Genomic DNA, 19,956 nt, shown 5'->3' with positions numbered 1-19,956 from the left:
ACGAGTGGGGTACGGGGTGCGCGTGTGGCACGGGACCCGGACGTGGTGCGGACCGTGTCCGCGGTACGGCCTCCGCGGGGCGCGGGGGCGTCGCGCGGCACACGTACGAGGTGGTCCGCGCGGGATGCGCGGTCTGTGTGCAGGGCGAGGAAGGAGCGGGCGAATGGCCGGATTTGACCCCATCACAGCGATCACGGACGCGTTCACCAGCTTCGTACTCGGCAAGACCGAGACGACCCGTACGCCGGTGCGCACCTCCACCGGGCAGGCGCAGGCCGTCTATCTGCCGACCGCCGCGCCCGGCCTCGGCGACTCGGGCGTCATCATCGGCCGCGAGGTGTACAGCGGCAAGGGCTACATCTACGACCCGTTCCAGCTCTACGGGCAGCAACTGCCCGCCCCCCACTGGCTGGTGCTCGGCGAGTCCGGCAACGGCAAGTCGGCGCTGGAGAAGACGTACGTGCTGCGCCAACTCCGGTTCCGCGACCGGCAGGTGGTCGTTCTCGACGCACAGGGCGAGGACGGCGTCGGTGAATGGAACCTGATCGCCGAGGAGTTGGGCATCACGCCGGTCCGGCTCGACCCGACTGCCGCGCTGGACAAGGGAATTCGCCTCAACCCGCTCGACCCGTCGATCACCACCACCGGCCAGCTGGCGCTGCTGCGCACCATCATCGAGGTGGCGATGGGCCACGGGCTCGACGAGCGCGCCGGCTTCGCGCTGAAGGTGGCGCACAGCTACGTCAACTCCACGGTCGTCGGACGCCAACCGGTGCTGACCGACATCGTCGAGCAGCTGCGCCACCCCGAGGAGGAGTCGGCGCTCGCGATGAACGTGGCGCTGGAGGACGTGCGTTCCTGGGGCCTGGACGTGGCGCTGGTCCTGGACCGGCTCGTCGACGGCGACCTGCGCGGCATGTTCGACGGGCCGACGACGGTCGGCATCGACCTGGACGCGCCGCTGACGGTCTTCGACCTCTCGCACATCGACCGCAACTCCATAGCCATGCCGATCCTGATGGCGATCGTCGGCGTCTGGCTGGAGCACACCTGGATCAGGCCCGATCGCAAGAAGCGCATCTTCCTGGTCGAGGAAGCCTGGCACATCATCAACAGCCCCTTCGTCGCCCAACTCTTCCAGCGGCTGCTGAAGTTCGGGCGTCGGCTGGGCCTCTCCTTCGTCGCCGTAGTGCACCACCTCTCCGACGTGGTCGACGGCGCCGCCGCCCGCGAGGCCGCGGCGATCCTCAAGATGGCCTCGACCCGGACCGTCTACGCCCAGAAGGCCGACGAGGCGCGGGCGACCGGCCAGGTGCTCGGGCTGCCGCGCTGGGCGGTGGAGATCATCCCGACGCTCGCGCCCGGTATCGCAGTGTGGGACGTCAACGGAAACGTGCAGGTCGTCAAGCATCTGGTGAGCGAGGCGGAACGCCCGCTGGTCTTCACCGACCGCGCGATGACCGAGTCCTCCCCCGGCCCCGGCCTCGAACCGGCTTCGGAACTGGACGAGTTGGACCAGGCGCTGGAGGCCGAGACCGAACGGCGGGCGCTCTCCTTCGAGAAGGACGACGGAAGCTCCGGCGCACTGCCGGGCGGAGCGACGGGCCACCGGGGCCACGGATTCCCCGGGCGGGGTGGTTCCGCGCAGCACAGTTCGACGGCTGACGAAACGGTGGCGTGAGAATGCCGGAGTACCCGGAGTACGGCGGCGCGGGCGGGCGGCAGGGCGGCGGCCGGAGTTCCGGCGGTGTGCCGGACGGTCTGCTGCTCGGACTGCTGGGCCTGCTGCTCTCCTCGACGGTCCTCGTCTGGCTCGCCGCCGGCCTCTCCGCCCTGGTGACGCACGGGAGTTGGCCCAGCGGCGTCAGCATCGGACAGAGCGCGAGCGCGGTGCGTGCGCTGGTCGGCGAACCGGGCGAGCCGGCGAGCGCCTGGCCGCAGGCGTCGGCGGACGAGCTGGCCCGGCCCGGCCTGTTCTGGGGCCTGCTGGTGGGCCAGCTGATGCTGCTCTTCACCGCGGCCGTAGTGGTGATGAGCGCGCTGGCCAAGCGACGCATCCGCCGCGCGGAGCGCCGGGCGGCGCGCGAGGAGGCCCGCCACGCGGGCGCCGAAGCCCGCCGGGCGAGCGCCGCGACGCGCCGCTCCGGCGCGGGCGGGGCAGGTACGGGCGCGGCGGGTGCGGGTGCGCAGGTGCCCGGGGACGTCCCGGCGGCGCCTGCCGGGCACGAGACGGCGACGGGCGTACCCACGCAGGTCAACTTCGGCGCGGGGACGGGCAGTTCGGCGGCCCACGCGTACCCGGAGACGGCGTCCGACGACCGTACGGGCGCCGCAGCAGCTGCCGCGGCGCAGCACGTACCGCAGGCAACGGCCGCGCAGCCCGCCCGGCCCGAGCCCGTCCGGCCCGAGCCGCAGACCTCGCCCCGGGCCGAGGACCAAGCCGGGCCGCAGGCCGGGCAGGGGGCGTCGGCGGCCGCGCTGATCGCCCCGTTCGCCTCGTCGGTGGTGGCCGACGCCGCGCCGCTGCCGCGCGACGCGTCCCCCGCGGAGGTGCTGGCCGAGGCGAGCGGGCCGGCGCTGGTCGTCACCTCCGACCCGGCGCTCTGGGCCGAAACGGTGGGCGCACGCGGCAAGTTGGGGCCGACGCACCTGTACGACCCGACGCACATCACCGACGCGCCCGTACGGCTGCGCTGGTCGCCCGAGCGCGGCTGCCAGGACATGGAGACCGCCGCCTCGCGCGCCGCCGCCCTCCTCGCACCCGTACGCAGCCCCGCGAAGATCGACGAGGCGACCCACGACACCGCGCTCACCCTGCTGCGCTGCGCCCTGCACGCGGCGGCGGTGGACGGACAGCCGTTCAAGCAGGCACACCGCTGGACGACGGTGGCCGGTTCGGCGAGCGACGCGGTGCGGATACTGCGCAAGCACAAGGCGGCCCACTCGGGGGCGGCAGGCGAGTTGGAGGCGGCGCTGATCGGCCACCCGGAGCGGCGCGACGAGGCGACCGCGCTGATCCGGCACGCCTTCGACTGCCTGGCCCAGCTGCATGTGCGCAACTCCTGCACGACGAACCGAGCCGATGTCCTCGCCTTGGAATCATTCGTCGCCGAAGGGGGAACGCTCTATGTGCTGGGCGATTCCCGGGAAGACCCGCGCCGCGATCCGGGCGCGATGCCGCTGGTCACCGCCCTCACCACACACGTGGTCGAGCTCGGCCGCCGCATGGCCGCACGGTCATCCTCCGGCCGGCTCGACCCACCAATGACCGTGGTCCTCGACACCCCGGCGACCGTGGCGCCGCTGCCCACCCTGCCGGTGCTCCTCGCCGAGGGCCCCACCCACGGGCTCGACGTCCACGCACACCACCGCTCCCCCGATCAGGCCGCCGCCTGGTGGCCGGAGCTGCGCGCCCGCGTCTGACGGCACCGGCGCACGAGCACTTACGCGACGAAGCCGCGCAGGCAGGCACGGTCAACTACGGCCCGTTGGCGGGGCGTTGAGGTACGCGCGCGCAGCAGCCGGCCGTCACCCGACCGGCCCGCCATCGCCACCGCCACGGCCCGCGCTGTCCGCCGTCCGGCGTCCGGCGCCTTCTCGCCGCCTCAGCCGAGGCTGTCCGGCAGGGGCAGGGGCAGGGTCAGGGGCTCCGCGGGCAGAAGCTGCGGGCGTTTGGCCGTGCGCCCGTCGCCGGAGGAGCGACCGCGCAGCCGACGGCCGAGCCACGGTCCGAGGAACGTACCGACCCACCTCAGCTCGGTGGCCACCGTCGCCGACAGTCCGGGAGCCGGACGTGGCGCGAGCGGGCGGGTCCAGGAGTCGTCCGCATCGGGGAGCCCGAGCACCTCGGCGACGGCGTCGGCGAGCAGTTGGTGGCCGAGCGGACCGGCATGCAGCCGGTCGGGGCTCCACAGCCGTGCATCGGTGACCACCGGCGTCCCGTACATCTCCGCCAAGTGCACTCCGTACCGCGAACTCAGCTCGCGCACCCGGGAGTTGAGCGCGACGACACGCGGCAGCAGCGGCCGGGCGAACGGCGAGAAGCGGGACACGTCCGGAAAGGTGAAGGTGGCGACCTCGGCACCGGCCTCGGTGCACGCGGCGAACATCGCCTCCAGGTGGTCCGCCACCTCCGCAATGTCGCACCGGGGCCGCATCAGGTCGTTCATCCCGGCGACGATGCTGACCAGGTCGGGCTTCAACTCCAGTGCGGGAGCCAGCTGTTCGGCATGAATCTGCTGCGCCGTACGGCCCCGGACGGCGAGGTTGGCGTAGCCCAGTTCCGGGTTCTCGGCGGCCAGCCGGACGGCGAGGCGGTCCGCCCAGCCGCGCAGCCCGCCGGCGTCGTCGCCGTCGCCGACGCCCTCGGTCTGGCTGTCGCCGACAGCGACATAGCGGTGGTACTGCGGCACGGGTCCTCCGAAGCGGTGCGGGACGGTCAACGAGCTCTGCGGTCGCGGGAGTTGGCCTCGTCGTCGCGACCGCCCGGCGCCTCACGGGCGTCGAGGACCGTGAGGGCCAGCTCGCACCAGCGCAGGTTGTCCTGCTCGAAGGCGATACCGCGCAGCAGGGCGAGGTAGGGGCCCACCCGCTCGCCCTCGCGGAAGTGTTCGGCCTCGGTGCGGCCGTCGAGCAACCGGCCGCGGAGACGTTCGTAGCGTTCGAGCTTGGCGCGGGCCCACTGGGCGCGCTCCTCGATGTGGACGCGGACCGCTCCCGGCTCCGCGTCGTCGAGCATCGCCACCTTGATCATCAGCTCGTCCCGGACGGTGCCGGGCTTCGGCGGAGCGGCGGCGAACTCGCGCAGCGCCGCACGTCCTGCGTCGGTGAGCCTGAACAGCCTTTTGTCCGGGCGGCGTTCCTGCCGCACAACGCGCGCGGACAGCAGCCCCTCGGACTCCATCCGCGCCAGCTCGCGGTAGAGCTGCTGGGGCGTGGCCATCCAGAAGTTGGCGATCGAGGCGTCGAAGCCCTTGGCCAGCTCGTACCCCGACGCCTCGCCGTCCAGGAGGGCGGCGAGTACCGCGTTGCGTAGTGCCATGGGCCAAGAGTAGCGGAAGTGAGTAGTAACCTTTTTGAGTAATCAAATCGATCAGCAGCTCAGCCGCCGGGCGCACCGCCACCGCCGAGGGCACCCGCAGCCCGAGCAGGGAGGAAGCATCGTGGACACATTCCGCACCGCAGTGGAGGCCGGGAACTTCGGGGCAGTCGAGGAGCTGCTCGCCGAGAACGTCGTCTTCACCAGCCCGGTCGCGTTCAAGCCGTACGAGGGCCGGGCGCTCACCGCCGCCATCGTGCGCGGCGTCGGGCGGGTCTTCGAGGACTTCCGCTACGTACGGGAGATCACCGGCCCGGACGGCCGCGACCAGGCGCTCGTCTTCCGGGCCACGGTGAACGGCCTGGAGATCAACGGCTGCGACTTCCTCCACCTCGACGAGAACGGCCTGATCGACGACTTCCAGGTGATGGTCCGCCCGCTGTCGGCGGCGAACGCACTGGCCGAGGCGATGGGCGCCCAGTTCGACCGGATCACCGCCGAGGCGACGGCCGCGCAGGCAGCAGCAACCGCACAGGGCGGCACGGAGTAGCACAGCAGCGCGGGAACGGGCTCCGCAGCGGGACGCGGTGTCACATCCCTCCCGCGGCCGGTGTCTGTATGGGTGCAGGACCAGACAGGCGACCGTACGGCCACAGACAGCCGTACGCCGCACCAGGCCCCGGACAGCGGGAGGGCACCATGTCCACCACCAGAATTCCCCCGGCGAGCATCACCGGCCCGTACGGAGCGCTGGTCACGCGGATGACCAGGCGGATGTTCGGCGACACCCCCGAGCCGCTCGGCGTGCTCTGGCACAACCGCCGCGTGCTCCACACCGGGCTCGCCCAGGGACGCAGGACGCAGAAGTGGGATGCCTGCGACAGCGGCCTCAAGTCGTACGCGCACCTGGCCGTGATGTCGCTCGTCGGCTGCTCCTGGTGCCTGGACTTCGGCTACTTCGAGGCCCACCACAAGGGCCTGGACGTCAACAAGGCGCGAGAGGTGCCCGGTTGGCGCGAGTCCGAGGCCTTCACACCTCTGGAACGCGACGTGATGGAGTACGCCGAGGCGATGTCGTTCACTCCTCCCACCGTGACCGACGAGCTCTCCGCCCGTCTCCTCGCCGAGCTCGGCGCACCCGCACTGGTGGAGCTCACCTCCTACGTCGCGATGGCCAACCAGGCGGCCAGGACCAACATCGCGCTGGGGATCGAGTCGCAGGGCTTCTCCGCCTCCTGCGGCCTGCGCCCCATGGCGCAACGCCCGACGCCCGAACACCCGGCCGGTGAGAGCCCCGCCGCGCGAGCGCCGGCGGCCGGAGCTCCCGCCGGCGGAGCTCCCGCCGCCGAACGCACGGCTCGGCGGGGCGAAAGGCCGACGTCCTCGTGATGACCGATCGTGGTGCGGTGCCCGGACCCACACCCCCGCCCCGCAGCAACCGCGACGCCGGCGACCGCGCGGCCGACCATCGCGAAGCCGACGACCGCACGACAGACGACCGCGTCCCGGACGACCCGGCCGGGCCCGCCCCGGCCGCCGACGATCCGTTCGTCACCCACCGCGGGCTGCTGTTCACCGTCGCCTACGAGATGCTCGGCTCGGCCGCCGACGCCGAGGACGTCGTACAGGAGAGCTGGCTGCGCTGGGCCGGCGCCGACCGCGAGCAGGTGCGCGAGCCGCGCGCGTACCTGGTGCGGATCGTGACCCGCCAGGCGCTGAACCGGATGCGTACGGTCGCGCGCCGGCGCGAGGAGTACATCGGCCAGTGGCTGCCCGAGCCGCTGCTGACCACACCCGACGTCGCCGAGGACGTGGAGCTGGCGGAGAGCGTCTCGATGGCGATGCTGACCGTGCTGGAGACGCTGCAACCGGTGGAGCGGGCGGTGTTCGTGCTGCGCGAGGTGTTCGCGGTGTCCCACGAGGAGATCGCCGCCGCGCTCGACAAGACCACCGCCGCCACTCGGCAGATCGCTCGCCGCGCACGTACCCACGTGGAGGCGCGACGCCCCCGCGTACGGGTCAGCGCGGCCGAACGCGAGCAGGTCTCCGAGCGCTTCCTGGCGGCCGTGCGCGGCGGTGACCTCGACACGCTGCTCGAACTCCTCGCCCCCGACGTGGTGTTCGTCGGTGACGGCGGCGGCTTCGTGAAGGCCGCGCTGCGCCCGGTGGCGGGAGCGGAGAAGGTCGCCCGGCTGCTCGCCGCCGGCCACCGGCACGTCGCCATCGACGGCCGTACCGTGCCCGTCAACGGCGGGCCCGGGCTGTGGATCGAGGCCGACGGCCGATTCGCGGCGCTCGGCTCCCTGGAGATCGTCGACGGCCTGATCACCCGCATCTACGCCGTCAACAACCCCCACAAGCTCACCCGGATGAGCGAACCGACCCGCTTCGAACGCTGACTCGACGACCATCGGCATGCCCCTGCCCTGCACGCCGCAGGCGGGGGCGTCGCGGCCCGCGGACCCGGCACCGCGACCGCGCCGCGCCGCGCCGCGACCAACTTTCGCGGCTCTGTGCACAGTTGGTTCATCGCAGAGCCCATCCCCCGCCGAGGGGAGCCGAACAGACCAGGCTGCCAGACCCGGCACCACGAACTCCCGCCGCACGCCGCCGAGTTCGCCGGGCTCCGCCGCCAACGCCGCCAACGCCGCCGAGCGCCGCCGAGCGCCGTCAACGCCGTATACGGTGGACACCTCGCTCGCGGAAGCCCGCCGGAACCGTCGCACCCCGCACACGCGCCCGTACCGTCCGTGCTCGCGAGCACCGCCACTCCTCGTACTTCGGTCCAGACCCTTGACCAATGGTCTGGACCTTTCTACGCTCGCGAACACTGCGGCGAGAACGCGCACTTCACGTACTCGCAAGGCGGCGCAGGTCCCCCCGTTCCCCCTCCGGGTTTCCGGACCACAGCTCGAGGAGCACCCCTTGAGAGCAGGCACTGTACGACGTCACCCCAGGACCGGACGGCTCGGACGGCGGATCGCCGCCGTCACCGCGGCGGTCGTCGTCCCACTCGCCCTCGTGGTGGGCCTGGCCCCCTCCGGCCAGGCCGCGCCCGACGCCGAACCGCCGAAGGCGGCCGACGACAAGGCAGTTGCCGCCCCCGGCGACCACATCAACCTCGGTTACTTCATCGAGTGGGGCGTCTACGACCGCAACTACCACGTCAAGAACCTGGTCTCCAGCGGCTCCGCGGAGAAGCTCACCCACATCAACTACGGCTTCGGCAACGTCGAGGGCGGCAAGTGCACCATGGGTGACAACTTCGCCGCGACCGAGCGCGCCTACACCGCCGAGGAAAGCGTCGACGGAGTGGCGGACGCCTGGGACCAGCCCCTGCGCGGCAACTTCAACCAGCTCAAGAAGCTCAAGGCCGAGTACCCCCACATCAAGGTGCTGTGGTCCTTCGGCGGCTGGACCTGGTCCGGCGGCTTCGGTGAGGCGATGAAGGACCCGGCCGGCTTCGCCAAGTCCTGCAACGACCTCGTCAACGACGAGCGTTGGGAAGGCGTCTTCGACGGCATCGACCTCGACTGGGAGTACCCCAACGCCTGCGGTGAGACCTGCGACGAAAGCGGGCACGCGGCGATGAAGGACATGATGCAGGCCTTCCGCGGCGAGTTCGGCGACGACAAGCTCGTCACCGCCGCCATCACCGCGGACGCCTCGGACGGTGGCAAGATCGACGCGGCGGACTACGCCGGCGCGGCCGAGTACACCGACTGGTACAACGTGATGACGTACGACTTCTTCGGCGCCTTCGCCCCCGAGGGCCCGACCGCCCCGCACTCGCCGCTCAACGGCTACGACGGCATCCCGTCCGAGGGCTTCAACTCCGACGCCGCCATCACCAAGCTCACCGAGATCGGCGTCCCCTCCGAGAAGCTGCTGCTCGGCATCGGCTTCTACGGCCGCGGCTGGACCGGTGTGACCCAGTCCGAGCCCGGCGGCAGCGCCACCGGCGCCGCACCCGGCACCTACGAGGACGGCATCGAGGACTACCGCGTCCTCAAGGAGACCTGCCCGAGCACCGGCACCGTAGCCGGCACGGCATACGCGCACTGCGGCAACAACTGGTGGGGCTACGACACCCCGGAGACCATCACCGACAAGATGGGCTACGCCAAGGAGAAGGGCCTCGGCGGCGCCTTCGCCCCCGAGGGCCCGACCGCCCCGCACTCGCCGCTCAACGGCTACGACGGCATCCCGTCCGAGGCGTCCGCGGTGATGGCGGCGGTGACGGGCAGGAGCGCGCCGCAGGCGCCGTACGGGGCGGTGGGCGCGTACGCGCCCACCGCCCCGTACGGCGCCTGCGGCGCGCTCCTGCCCGTCACCGCCCTGATCACCAGCCCTGCCGGCAGGTGGCCGGTGTGGGGCAACCGCAGCGCTCGCCCGGTGCGATCTCCGGACCGTGCTCGACCGCACGCCTGGTCGCCTCCCGACGCGGAAGCACACGGTCGCGAGGCCAGTCCCGGAGATGCGGCGCGAAGAGTTCCGTCTCCGTCGTCTCCGTCGTCGGAGTGTGAACTCCCGAGGCGCCGCGCAGCACTTGGCTGAGGCCGACATCCGCCTCTGTACAGCCGCGGCCCGCGACCGTACCGGGCAGCCACCGCTACACGTCGGCGGGCCCCGAAGCGGCCCGTTCCTCCCTCGTACTGTCCCGCGCGTACACCACCGCGCCGGGGAAACCTTCCGACACCATCTGCTCCGGGCCGTCCCGCAGCCCGTCACGGACCTCGGACGCCGGCGCTCGGTCGAGCGCCGACACCGACAGCACTCCGGCAAGCGCAGCAGCCCACATCCCCGCATACAGTGCCGCGGACTTCTTCCCCGACTTCATCGGCCTCCCCGATCCCACGGGCTCGCTCTGCCCGCACCTGTGACCACGAGCTTCGCCGAGCACCGCAGAAAGCTCCATCCGGCCGGCATCACAACAGAGGTGGGGGAAGCCTCAGTCGGACGCGCACGGGCATAGACGCGCCGAAATCAAGACACAAAAAAAAGCGAGTCCCCCCGGGAAAACCCGGGGGGACTCGCTCAATGATTGTTCGGCGGCGACCTACTCTCCCACACGCTCCCGCATGCAGTACCATCGGCGCGGACAGGCTTAGCTTCCGGGTTCGAAATGTAACCGGGCGTTTCCCCATCGCTATGACCACCGAAACCCCATCACCGCCATTCAAGGCGGAAACCTGACAAGGTGTGACCAAGCACACTCTTCAGTTGTTCTGAAAGCAACCAACCGGAACAGGTTGCTGTCTCAGAAACTACACAGTGGACGCGAGCAAATCTATGGTCAAGCCCTCGGCCTATTAGTACCGGTCAACTCCAACCCTCACGGGTCTTCCATATCCGGCCTATCAACCCAGTCGTCTACTGGGAGCCTTACCCCATCAAGTGGGTGGGAGTCCTCATCTCGAAGCAGGCTTCCCGCTTAGATGCTTTCAGCGGTTATCCCTCCCGAACGTAGCCAACCAGCCATGCCCTTGGCAGAACAACTGGCACACCAGAGGTCCGTCCGTCCCGGTCCTCTCGTACTAGGGACAGCCCTTCTCAAAACTCCAACGCGCGCAGCGGATAGGGACCGAACTGTCTCACGACGTTCTAAACCCAGCTCGCGTGCCGCTTTAATGGGCGAACAGCCCAACCCTTGGGACCGACTCCAGCCCCAGGATGCGACGAGCCGACATCGAGGTGCCAAACCATCCCGTCGATATGGACTCTTGGGGAAGATCAGCCTGTTATCCCCGGGGTACCTTTTATCCGTTGAGCGACGGCGCTTCCACAAGCCACCGCCGGATCACTAGTCCCGACTTTCGTCCCTGCTCGACCCGTCAGTCTCACAGTCAAGCTCCCTTGTGCACTTACACTCACCACCTGATTACCAACCAGGCTGAGGGAACCTTTGGGCGCCTCCGTTACTCTTTAGGAGGCAACCGCCCCAGTTAAACTACCCACCAGACACTGTCCCTGATCCGGATCACGGACCCAGGTTAGACATCCAGCACGACCAGAGTGGTATTTCAACAACGACTCCACACACACTGGCGTGTGCGCTTCAAAGTCTCCCACCTATCCTACACAAGCCGAACCGAACACCAATATCAAGCTATAGTAAAGGTCCCGGGGTCTTTCCGTCCTGCTGCGCGAAACGAGCATCTTTACTCGTAATGCAATTTCACCGGGCCTATGGTTGAGACAGTCAAGAAGTCGTTACGCCATTCGTGCAGGTCGGAACTTACCCGACAAGGAATTTCGCTACCTTAGGATGGTTATAGTTACCACCGCCGTTTACTGGCGCTTAAGTTCTCAGCTTCGCCATGACGAATCACAGCTAACCGGTCCCCTTAACGTTCCAGCACCGGGCAGGCGTCAGTCCGTATACATCGCCTTACGGCTTCGCACGGACCTGTGTTTTTAGTAAACAGTCGCTTCTCGCTGGTCTCTGCGGCCACCCCCAGCTCAAGGAAGCAAGTCCCTATCACCAGAAATGGCCCCCCTTCTCCCGAAGTTACGGGGGCATTTTGCCGAGTTCCTTAACCATAGTTCACCCGAACGCCTCGGTATTCTCTACCTGACTACCTGAGTCGGTTTAGGGTACGGGCCGCAACACAACATCGCTAGAGGCTTTTCTCGACAGCATAGGATCATCCACTTCACCAAAAAGGCTCGGCATCAGGTCTCAGGCACACAGCACACGGATTTACCTGCATGCCGCCCTACACCCTTACCCCGGGACAACCACCGCCCGGGCTGGACTACCTTCCTGCGTCACCCCATCACTCACCTACTACCACCTTGGATCAGCGGCTCCACCACTCCCCCACACTCCAAAGGAGAACAGGGGCGGCTTCACGGCCTTAGCATCAGAAGATTCAGTGTTGGGCGCTGTATCACGGGTACCGGAATATCAACCGGTTGTCCATCGACTACGCCTGTCGGCCTCGCCTTAGGTCCCGACTTACCCTGGGCAGATCAGCTTGACCCAGGAACCCTTAGTCAATCGGCGCAAGAGTTTCCCACTCTTGTATCGCTACTCATGCCTGCATTCTCACTCGCGTACCATCCACAACTCGCTTACGCGGCTGCTTCACCCGGCACACGACGCTCCCCTACCCACCCCAACAACCGTTAGGTCTCATGTTGGAGTGACACGACTTCGGCGGTGTACTTGAGCCCCGCTACATTATCGGCGCGGAATCACTTGACCAGTGAGCTATTACGCACTCTTTCAAGGATGGCTGCTTCTAAGCCAACCTCCTGGTTGTCTCTGCGACTCCACATCCTTTCCCACTTAGCACACGCTTAGGGGCCTTAGTCGATGCTCTGGGCTGTTTCCCTCTCGACCATGGAGCTTATCCCCCACAGTCTCACTGCCGCGCTCTCACTTACCGGCATTCGGAGTTTGGCTAAGGTCAGTAACCCGGTAGGGCCCATCGCCTATCCAGTGCTCTACCTCCGGCAAGAAACACACGACGCTGCACCTAAATGCATTTCGGGGAGAACCAGCTATCACGGAGTTTGATTGGCCTTTCACCCCTAACCACAGGTCATCCCCCAGGTTTTCAACCCTGGTGGGTTCGGGCCTCCACGACCTCTTACAGCCGCTTCACCCTGCCCATGGCTAGATCACTCCGCTTCGGGTCTTGAGCATGCTACTCGAACGCCCTATTCGGACTCGCTTTCGCTACGGCTCCCCCACAACAGGTTAACCTCGCAACACACCGCAAACTCGCAGGCTCATTCTTCAAAAGGCACGCAGTCACGACACACCAAAACAAGTTTGATGCGCGACGCTCCCACGGCTTGTAGGCACACGGTTTCAGGTACTATTTCACTCCGCTCCCGCGGTACTTTTCACCATTCCCTCACGGTACTATCCACTATCGGTCACCAGGGAATATTTAGGCTTAACGGGTGGTCCCGCCAGATTCACACAGGATTTCTCGGGCCCCATGCTACTTGGGAAATTCTCAAATGAGTTGCAGATGTTTCAGCTACGGGGGTCTTACCCTCTACGCCAGGCCTTTCGCATGCCTTTCGCCTACACCCACAATTTTTTACTCACCGACCGGCCGGCAGACCAATCAAAAGAACTCCCACGACCCCGCATGCGCAACCCCTGCCGGGTATCACACACATACGGTTTAGCCTCATCCGGTTTCGCTCGCCACTACTCCCGGAATCACGGTTGTTTTCTCTTCCTGCGGGTACTGAGATGTTTCACTTCCCCGCGTTCCCTCCACATACCCTATGCGTTCAGGTATGGGTGACAGCCCATGACGACTGCCGGGTTTCCCCATTCGGACACCCCCGGATCAAAGCTCGGTTGACAGCTCCCCGGGGCCTATCGTGGCCTCCCACGTCCTTCATCGGTTCCTGGTACCAAGGCATCCACCGTGCGCCCTTAAAAACTTGGCCACAGATGCTCGCGTCCACTGTGCAGTTCTCAAACAACAACCAGCCACCCGCCACCCCACACAACAGCGTGAGTACACCGGGACCGGCAACCGAAAACACAACCAAACGGCCGTGCCCTCAGACACCCAACAGCGTGCCCAACCCAACCCACATCACCAGACCCCGTTCCACACCCCAAAAAGAGGCAGTACTAGAAACCCAGCCACACAGGCCAGACTGAATAGTCAACGTTCCACCCTCGAGCAACCACCGCAGAACATTCGCCTGCGAAATGGCCACCTGACCGCCCCAAAAAAATCAGGACAGTAAGGAATGCTCCTTAGAAAGGAGGTGATCCAGCCGCACCTTCCGGTACGGCTACCTTGTTACGACTTCGTCCCAATCGCCAGTCCCACCTTCGACGATTCCCTCCCACAAGGGGTTGGGCCACCGGCTTCGGGTGTTACCGACTTTCGTGACGTGACGGGCGGTGTGTACAAGGCCCGGGAACGTATTCACCGCAGCAATGCTGATCTGCGATTACTAGCGACTCCGACTTCATGGGGTCGAGTTGCAGACCCCAATCCGAACTGAGACCGGCTTTTTGAGATTCGCTCCACCTCGCGGTATCGCAGCTCATTGTACCGGCCATTGTAGCACGTGTGCAGCCCAAGACATAAGGGGCATGATGACTTGACGTCGTCCCCACCTTCCTCCGAGTTGACCCCGGCAGTCTCCTGTGAGTCCCCAACCCTCCGAAGAGGTTGCTGGCAACACAGAATAAGGGTTGCGCTCGTTGCGGGACTTAACCCAACATCTCACGACACGAGCTGACGACAGCCATGCACCACCTGTACACCGACCACAAGGGGGCGCCTGTCTCCAGACGTTTCCGGTGTATGTCAAGCCTTGGTAAGGTTCTTCGCGTTGCGTCGAATTAAGCCACATGCTCCGCCGCTTGTGCGGGCCCCCGTCAATTCCTTTGAGTTTTAGCCTTGCGGCCGTACTCCCCAGGCGGGGAACTTAATGCGTTAGCTGCGGCACGGACGACGTGGAATGTCGCCCACACCTAGTTCCCAACGTTTACGGCGTGGACTACCAGGGTATCTAATCCTGTTCGCTCCCCACGCTTTCGCTCCTCAGCGTCAGTATCGGCCCAGAGATCCGCCTTCGCCACCGGTGTTCCTCCTGATATCTGCGCATTTCACCGCTACACCAGGAATTCCGATCTCCCCTACCGAACTCTAGCCTGCCCGTATCGAATGCAGACCCGGGGTTAAGCCCCGGGCTTTCACATCCGACGTGACAAGCCGCCTACGAGCTCTTTACGCCCAATAATTCCGGACAACGCTCGCACCCTACGTATTACCGCGGCTGCTGGCACGTAGTTAGCCGGTGCTTCTTCTGCAGGTACCGTCACTTGCGCTTCTTCCCTGCTGAAAGAGGTTTACAACCCGAAGGCCGTCATCCCTCACGCGGCGTCGCTGCATCAGGCTTTCGCCCATTGTGCAATATTCCCCACTGCTGCCTCCCGTAGGAGTCTGGGCCGTGTCTCAGTCCCAGTGTGGCCGGTCGCCCTCTCAGGCCGGCTACCCGTCGTCGCCTTGGTAGGCCATTACCCCACCAACTAGCTGATAGGCCGCGGGCCCATCCTGCACCGCCGGAGCTTTCCACACACAGGAGATGCCTCCGTGTGTCATATCCGGTATTAGACCCCGTTTCCAGGGCTTGTCCCAGAGTGCAGGGCAGATTGCCCACGTGTTACTCACCCGTTCGCCACTAATCCACCACCGAAGCGGCTTCATCGTTCGACTTGCATGTGTTAAGCACGCCGCCAGCGTTCGTCCTGAGCCAGGATCAAACTCTCCATGAATGCTTTCACCAGACAGAACAAACTATCCGGTTGCACAGTCAACAAGAGCGGAACCGGTACGAGCGGAAATACTCGACCGGTTCACAGCGTCCTCGCTGTGTATCTCTCAAAAGAACCACGTCTCCCACATGATGCGGGGACGGGGTATCAACATATCTGGCGTTGACTTTTGGCACACTGTTGAGTTCTCAAGGAACGGACGCTTCCTTTGTACTCACCCCAATTTCTCGGGCTTTCCTCCGGGCTTCCCTTCGTGTTTCCGACTCTATCAGACTCTTTTCCGTCCCGTTTCCGGTCTGGATTCGAAATCCGATTCCCCTGTCGGCGGGGCGCCGTCTCCGGCGTGATCACCACGTTAGTAGATTTCCCCGCCGACTCAAAATCGAGCCGACCGAAACCGAATTCGGACACACCTGACAGGCATACCGAACAGAGCCTCGAAAGAGGAGCTACTGCAAGAGGTGACGCCACCGGAGAGGTGGCAGAAGCGCTGCACACAAAACCGCGCAGGTCCGTGGCAACTCGGAGAACACTACGGATGGGGGTGGGGCGTGTCAACTTCGGCCAACTGACCATGTTTAGAACGGAGTTGGCTGCTCGGGATGGATCGGTCGAGCTGCACGGAGACCCGGTCCAGCAAGCGGATCAGCATGTCGCCGAGCTGAGTGCGCTCCTTGACCGTGAAGTCCTGGAGCAGCTCCTCCTCGAAGGCCGATGCCTCGCGCATGACCTCCAACCACTTCTCCCGCCCCTCGTCGGTGAGGCCGACGATGACGCGTACCCGGTTCTCGGTGTCGCGCTCCCGGGTGACCAGGCCGGCCGCGACCATGCGGTCGACGCGGTGGGTCATGGCGGCCGGGGTGAGGCCGAGGCGGCGGGCGATGGTGCCGGGCCACAGCTGATACGGGCTGCCGACCATGACGAGTTCCTTGAGGACCTCCCACTCGGCGCTGCTGAGTCCCAGGGCCGCGAGCTGTCTTCCGTAGGCGACGCTCATCCGGCGGTCGAGCCTGCTGAGGGCGTTCACGACTCGTTCGACCTGGGGGTCGAGGTCGCGGTGCTCGCGCTGGTAGATCGCGATCTGCTCGTCGAGTGACGACCTGGGGTCAGCCATGCGGCGAGTATCGCACGCGGGGCGTTAGCACTGAAGGCTTGCTCTATGTATTCTTTAGCTTCGAACTTTAGTAGTGAAGTCTTCACTCCTCAGTTTCACGCTCGTACCTCGCCCTGACGAACCGGCTCCACGCGTCAGGGCCGCCTCCGTGCGCGGTGCGTCGCGTCAACGGAGGGATGACGACCGGGACTTGGGAAGGTGAGCGGTGAGGACCGATACGGGCGGCATGCTGCGCCGCATCCAGCTGGGCAACGCCCTGAGCGCGTTCGGAAGCGGCTTCACGGTGCCGTACCTCTTTGTCTATGTGGCGAACGTGCGGGGGCTGGGGCCCGGCACCGCCGGCGCGGTGCTTGCCGCGTTCGCCGCTGCCGCGCTGTTGGTGCTGCCCTTCGTGGGGCGGGTGATCGACCGGCGCGGGCCTGGGCCCGTGGCCCTGATCGGCACGGCTGCAGCGTCGTTCGGCGCGTTGGGTTTCGGTCTCGCGGCGAGCGCGCCGACGGTGTTGGCCGCGGCTGCGGTGATGGGCGGGGGTATCGCCGTCGTGCAGCCCGCGCTGGCGACGATGATCGTCCGCTGCTCGACGGCGACCTCGCGCTCACGGGCGTTCGCGACCCAGTTCTTCCTGAACAACCTGGGCATGGGGCTCGGCGGGCTGCTCGGCGGTCAACTGGTCGACGAGGCGCACGCGTCGAGCTTCACCCTGCTCTTCTGCGTCGAGGCAGCGATGTTCGTCGGACTGGCCGTGGTGCTGGCGACGGTGCGACTGCCGAGCCCGCCCCGGCCGCCCGACGCGGGGACGGTCGTCTCGGGGATGGATGCCTCGGGGACGGACGGGACGGTCGGTGCGAAGGCCATCGGCTTGCGGAACCGGCCGGGGAGCGAGTGGGGCGCGCTGCTCCGGGATCGCCCGATGGCGCTGCTCTGTGTCCTCGGCTTCGTCCTCTTCTTCACCTGTTACGGGCAGTTCGAGTCCGGGCTCGCGGCGTACGGGGTGGAGGTCGCCGGTATCTCGACGTCGACGCTGGGCCTGGCCCTCTTCGCCAACACCGCGATGATCGTGCTCACCCAGTTCGTGGTGCTGCGGTTGGTCGAGGGACGGCGGCGCAGCCGGGTCATCGCGCTGGTCGGCGCGGTCTGGACCGTCGCGTGGATCGCGGCGGGTGTCTCCGGCCTCGTACCGCACGCCCAAGCGGTGGCGACCGGTCTGCTGATCGGGACGTACGCGCTGTTCGGGGTCGGTGAGGCGATGCTGTCGCCGACGGTGGCACCGCTGGTCGCCGATCTGGCGCCGGCCGGCCGGGTCGGCCAGTACAACTCGGCGTTCGCACTGGTCAAGCAGCTGGGAGTGTCGGTCGGCCCGGCGGTGGGCGGACTGATGATCGCGTCCCAGGTGTACGCGGCGTACGTGCTGCTGCTGATCGGTTGCTCGGTGGCGGTGAGCGTGCTGGCGCTGGTGCTCGGTCGACGGCTGGCCCCGGAGCACGACTGCCCGGGCAGCCGGGTGGTCGCCCGCAGCCTCCCGCCGGAGCGGTCCGGGACGACGGCGGACATCGTTTCCCGTACGGACGTCGGCGCGCCCGTGGGTGCGGGGGCGCCGACGGACTCACAGCCGCCCGCGGACGCGGAGGTTCGCGGGCGGCTCGCGGCGACGGTCCGGTAGCCGGAGGCCGGAGAGCGCCGGCCCGGTCGCCGGCCGGTGGGGCTCAGTCCGGCAGGGGTCAGTCCGGCAGTCCCGCGGGGGTCAGTCCCGCGGGGGTCAGTCCCGCGGGGGTCAGTCCCGCGGGGGTCAGTCCGGCAGGGCGAACTCGCACCAGACGGCCTTGCCGCCGCCCGGTGTGCGGCGGCTGCCCCAGGACGAGCCGATGGTGGCGATGATCGAGATGCCCCGACCGGCCTCGTCGGCGGTGTCGGCGCGGCGGCGGCGCGGGAGGTGGTCGTCCCCGTCGGTGACCTCGACGATCAGCCGGCGGTCGGTTCGCCGCAGCCGCAGCCGCATCGGCGGGGTGCCGTGCTGGAGGGAGTTGGCGACCAGCTCGCTGGCGGCGAGCACGCCGAGGTCGTGCAGTTCGCGCGGGAAGCGCCAGGAGGCGAGGACTCCGGAGGCGAACGCCCGGGCGCGCGGGGCGGCCTCGATGCCGCCGAGGAGGTCGAGCGCCGCGTTGCGGAAGAGGTCGGCGTCCTGACCGGCGTGGTCGGGCTGGTGGATGACGAGGATCGCGAGGTCGTCGTCGTGCTCGGCGGTGATTCCGAGCGCACGCTGGAGACGGTCGCAGACGACCTCCGGTGTGCCGGTGGCGCCGGAGAAGGCGTGTTCCAGCCGCGCGACGCCCTCGTCGATGTCCGAGTCGCGGCGCTCGACCAGACCGTCGGTGTAGAACACCGCGCCGGCGCCCTCCCCGAACGGGATCGAGCCGGAGGTGTGGAGCCAGCCGCCGGTGCCCAGCGGCGGACCGGTCGGCTCCTCGGCACGGTGCACGGTGCCGTCCGACTCCCGCACCAGGATGGGCAGATGGCCGGCCGAGGCGTAGGTCAGGCTGGCCTCGCTGGGGTCGTGCACGGCGTAGACGCAGGTGGCGATCTGGCTGGCGTCGATCTCGGCCGCCAGACCGTCGAGCAGTTGCAGGATCTCGTGCGGCGGCAGGTCGAGCCGGGCGTACGCGCGCACCGCGGTGCGTAGTTGGCCCATGACGGCCGCAGCGCGCACGCCGCGGCCCATCACGTCGCCGATGACCAGCGCGGTACGGCCGGCTCCGAGCGTGATGACGTCGTACCAGTCCCCGCCGACGGCCGCCTCGGTGCCGCCCGGCTGGTAGGTGGCGGCGACGCGCAGATCGTCGGGGTGCTCCAACTTCTGTGGCAGCAGGCTGCGTTGGAGGGTCACCGCGGCGGCTCGCTGGCGGGCCTCACTGGCCCGCAGCCGTTCGGCGGACTCGACCTGGTCGGTGACGTCTGCGGCGAAGACCAGCACCCCTCGGTCGCTCGCCTCCAGCTCGATGGGCGTACACGTAAAGGTGAAGTAGCGCGGACGGTCGCCGTCGTCGATGCGGCGGGCCTTGACCGTACGGGGCTTTCTGCTGCGCCGGACCTGGTCCATCAGCGGGACGAGGCCGAGTTCGACGAGCTCGGGAAGGGCCTCGGCCGCCGGCGCTCCGGGGTCGCGGGGCCCGAAGGCATGGGCGTAGGCCTCGTTGACGTAGGAGACGCGGTGGTCCCGGCCGCGCACGATGACGACGGGCGCCGGCACCTGGCCGAGCAGCTCGCCGACCGTGAGCTCGTCCACGCTGCGCGGCGACGCGGACACACCGCTGCCCGGAACGGCTCGGCCAACCTCGCCGCGGGCCGCCGGGACCTCGCCGGCCGACGGCGCCGCGGTGGAGGGGTCTTGACTGGTCGCCGGGGCCGCGGAAAGGGCTTGCTCCGCCGACCGTCGCGCCGCCCGCACTGCTGCGGTACGACGCTGGGAGCCGGGCAGGCGGGCGCTCCAGCGCGTGAAATTCACTGCGTTTCAGATCCGATTCTGCTGTGGGTGGT

The 19,956-nt window shown here is 67.6% G+C and carries 11 protein-coding genes, 3 rRNA genes and 1 pseudogene; 7 read left to right on the top strand and 8 right to left on the bottom strand.

The features are described from left to right. Positions 1-163 precede the first annotated feature (163 nt). Together JGS22_RS10280 and JGS22_RS10275 are read left to right on the top strand one after the other, a co-directional pair. Positions 164-1,681: an ATP-binding protein gene (locus JGS22_RS10280; RefSeq protein WP_236073104.1), complete on the top strand. Its 1,518-nt coding sequence runs from the start codon at positions 164-166 to the stop codon at positions 1,679-1,681. Between the two features lie 2 nt (positions 1,682-1,683). Then, positions 1,684-3,423 (top strand): type VI secretion protein, encoded by a 1,740-nt coding sequence (locus JGS22_RS10275; protein WP_211041667.1) that lies wholly within the window; start codon positions 1,684-1,686, stop codon positions 3,421-3,423. A 182-nt stretch (positions 3,424-3,605) separates the two neighbouring features. Here the strand turns inward: JGS22_RS10275 and JGS22_RS10270 are convergent, their stop codons facing one another. Further along, a complete protein-coding gene (locus tag JGS22_RS10270) occupies positions 3,606-4,412 on the bottom strand; it encodes an SGNH/GDSL hydrolase family protein (RefSeq protein ID WP_211041666.1) in 807 nt (268 codons plus the stop codon). 26 nt (positions 4,413-4,438) lie between these two features. Beyond that, a complete protein-coding gene (locus JGS22_RS10265; protein WP_211041665.1) occupies positions 4,439-5,041 on the bottom strand; it encodes a PadR family transcriptional regulator in 603 nt (200 codons plus the stop codon). A 121-nt stretch (positions 5,042-5,162) separates the two neighbouring features. On the opposite strand from JGS22_RS10265, the gene JGS22_RS10260 reads away from it, so the two are divergent. The 4 genes and pseudogenes from JGS22_RS10260 to JGS22_RS26215 form a co-directional block, all read left to right on the top strand. Next, a complete protein-coding gene (locus JGS22_RS10260; RefSeq protein WP_211041664.1) occupies positions 5,163-5,588 on the top strand; it encodes a nuclear transport factor 2 family protein in 426 nt (141 codons plus the stop codon). A 149-nt stretch (positions 5,589-5,737) separates the two neighbouring features. Then, positions 5,738-6,427 carry a carboxymuconolactone decarboxylase family protein gene (locus JGS22_RS10255; protein ID WP_236073102.1) on the top strand — a complete coding sequence of 230 codons (690 nt, stop codon included), beginning with the start codon at positions 5,738-5,740 and terminating at the stop codon, positions 6,425-6,427. Positions 6,428-6,627: 200 nt separating this feature from the next. Next, positions 6,628-7,437 carry an RNA polymerase sigma-70 factor gene (locus JGS22_RS10250; RefSeq protein ID WP_236073709.1) on the top strand — a complete coding sequence of 270 codons (810 nt, stop codon included), beginning with the start codon at positions 6,628-6,630 and terminating at the stop codon, positions 7,435-7,437. Positions 7,438-8,017: 580 nt separating this feature from the next. Beyond that, positions 8,018-9,190, top strand: a pseudogene (locus JGS22_RS26215) (glycoside hydrolase family 18 protein); the annotation flags it as partial. A gap of 460 nt (positions 9,191-9,650) precedes the next feature. On the opposite strand, the gene JGS22_RS10240 reads toward JGS22_RS26215, so the two are convergent. From JGS22_RS10240 to JGS22_RS10220, 5 genes are all read right to left on the bottom strand, one after another. Beyond that, complete coding sequence (locus JGS22_RS10240; RefSeq protein ID WP_216814926.1) at positions 9,651-9,878, bottom strand: hypothetical protein; 228 nt, start codon at positions 9,876-9,878, stop codon at positions 9,651-9,653. 206 nt (positions 9,879-10,084) lie between these two features. Continuing rightward, positions 10,085-10,201 (bottom strand): 5S ribosomal RNA (gene rrf / locus JGS22_RS10235). Between the two features lie 129 nt (positions 10,202-10,330). Then, a 23S ribosomal RNA gene (locus JGS22_RS10230) occupies positions 10,331-13,459 on the bottom strand. 323 nt (positions 13,460-13,782) lie between these two features. Continuing rightward, a 16S ribosomal RNA gene (locus JGS22_RS10225) occupies positions 13,783-15,311 on the bottom strand. Together the 16S, 23S and 5S rRNA genes form the textbook arrangement of a ribosomal RNA operon. A 532-nt stretch (positions 15,312-15,843) precedes the next feature. Next, positions 15,844-16,425 carry a MarR family winged helix-turn-helix transcriptional regulator gene (locus JGS22_RS10220; RefSeq protein ID WP_211042190.1) on the bottom strand — a complete coding sequence of 194 codons (582 nt, stop codon included), beginning with the start codon at positions 16,423-16,425 and terminating at the stop codon, positions 15,844-15,846. A gap of 205 nt (positions 16,426-16,630) precedes the next feature. Between JGS22_RS10220 and JGS22_RS10215 the strand changes: the two genes are divergently transcribed. Next, entirely contained in the window at positions 16,631-18,085 is a 1,455-nt protein-coding gene (locus JGS22_RS10215) for an MFS transporter (RefSeq protein WP_372454223.1), read from the top strand. Positions 18,086-18,211: 126 nt separating this feature from the next. Here JGS22_RS10215 and JGS22_RS10210 read toward each other — a convergent pair whose 3' ends face one another. Further along, entirely contained in the window at positions 18,212-19,924 is a 1,713-nt protein-coding gene (locus JGS22_RS10210; RefSeq protein WP_211042189.1) for an ATP-binding SpoIIE family protein phosphatase, read from the bottom strand. Positions 19,925-19,956: the final 32 nt, after the last annotated feature.

Origin of the sequence: Streptomyces tardus (assembly GCF_018101125.2) — a bacterium.
Lineage (GTDB): Bacteria > Actinomycetota > Actinomycetes > Streptomycetales > Streptomycetaceae > Streptomyces > Streptomyces tardus.
Note: the sequence above shows the minus strand (reverse complement) of the source record. Positions and strands in the feature narration are given on the sequence as shown.

Excerpts from the sequence above, each read along its gene's own strand:
- JGS22_RS10280 (WP_236073104.1), top strand. The coding sequence starts at position 164 with ATGGCCGGATTTGACCCCATCACAGCGATCACGGACGCGTTCACCAGC.
- JGS22_RS10275 (WP_211041667.1), top strand. The coding sequence starts at position 1,684 with ATGCCGGAGTACCCGGAGTACGGCGGCGCGGGCGGGCGGCAGGGCGGC.
- JGS22_RS10265 (WP_211041665.1), bottom strand. The coding sequence starts at position 5,041 with ATGGCACTACGCAACGCGGTACTCGCCGCCCTCCTGGACGGCGAGGCG.
- JGS22_RS10255 (WP_236073102.1), top strand. The coding sequence starts at position 5,738 with ATGTCCACCACCAGAATTCCCCCGGCGAGCATCACCGGCCCGTACGGA.
- JGS22_RS10250 (WP_236073709.1), top strand. The coding sequence starts at position 6,628 with ATGCTCGGCTCGGCCGCCGACGCCGAGGACGTCGTACAGGAGAGCTGG.
- JGS22_RS10240 (WP_216814926.1), bottom strand. The coding sequence starts at position 9,878 with ATGAAGTCGGGGAAGAAGTCCGCGGCACTGTATGCGGGGATGTGGGCT.
- JGS22_RS10220 (WP_211042190.1), bottom strand. The coding sequence starts at position 16,425 with ATGGCTGACCCCAGGTCGTCACTCGACGAGCAGATCGCGATCTACCAG.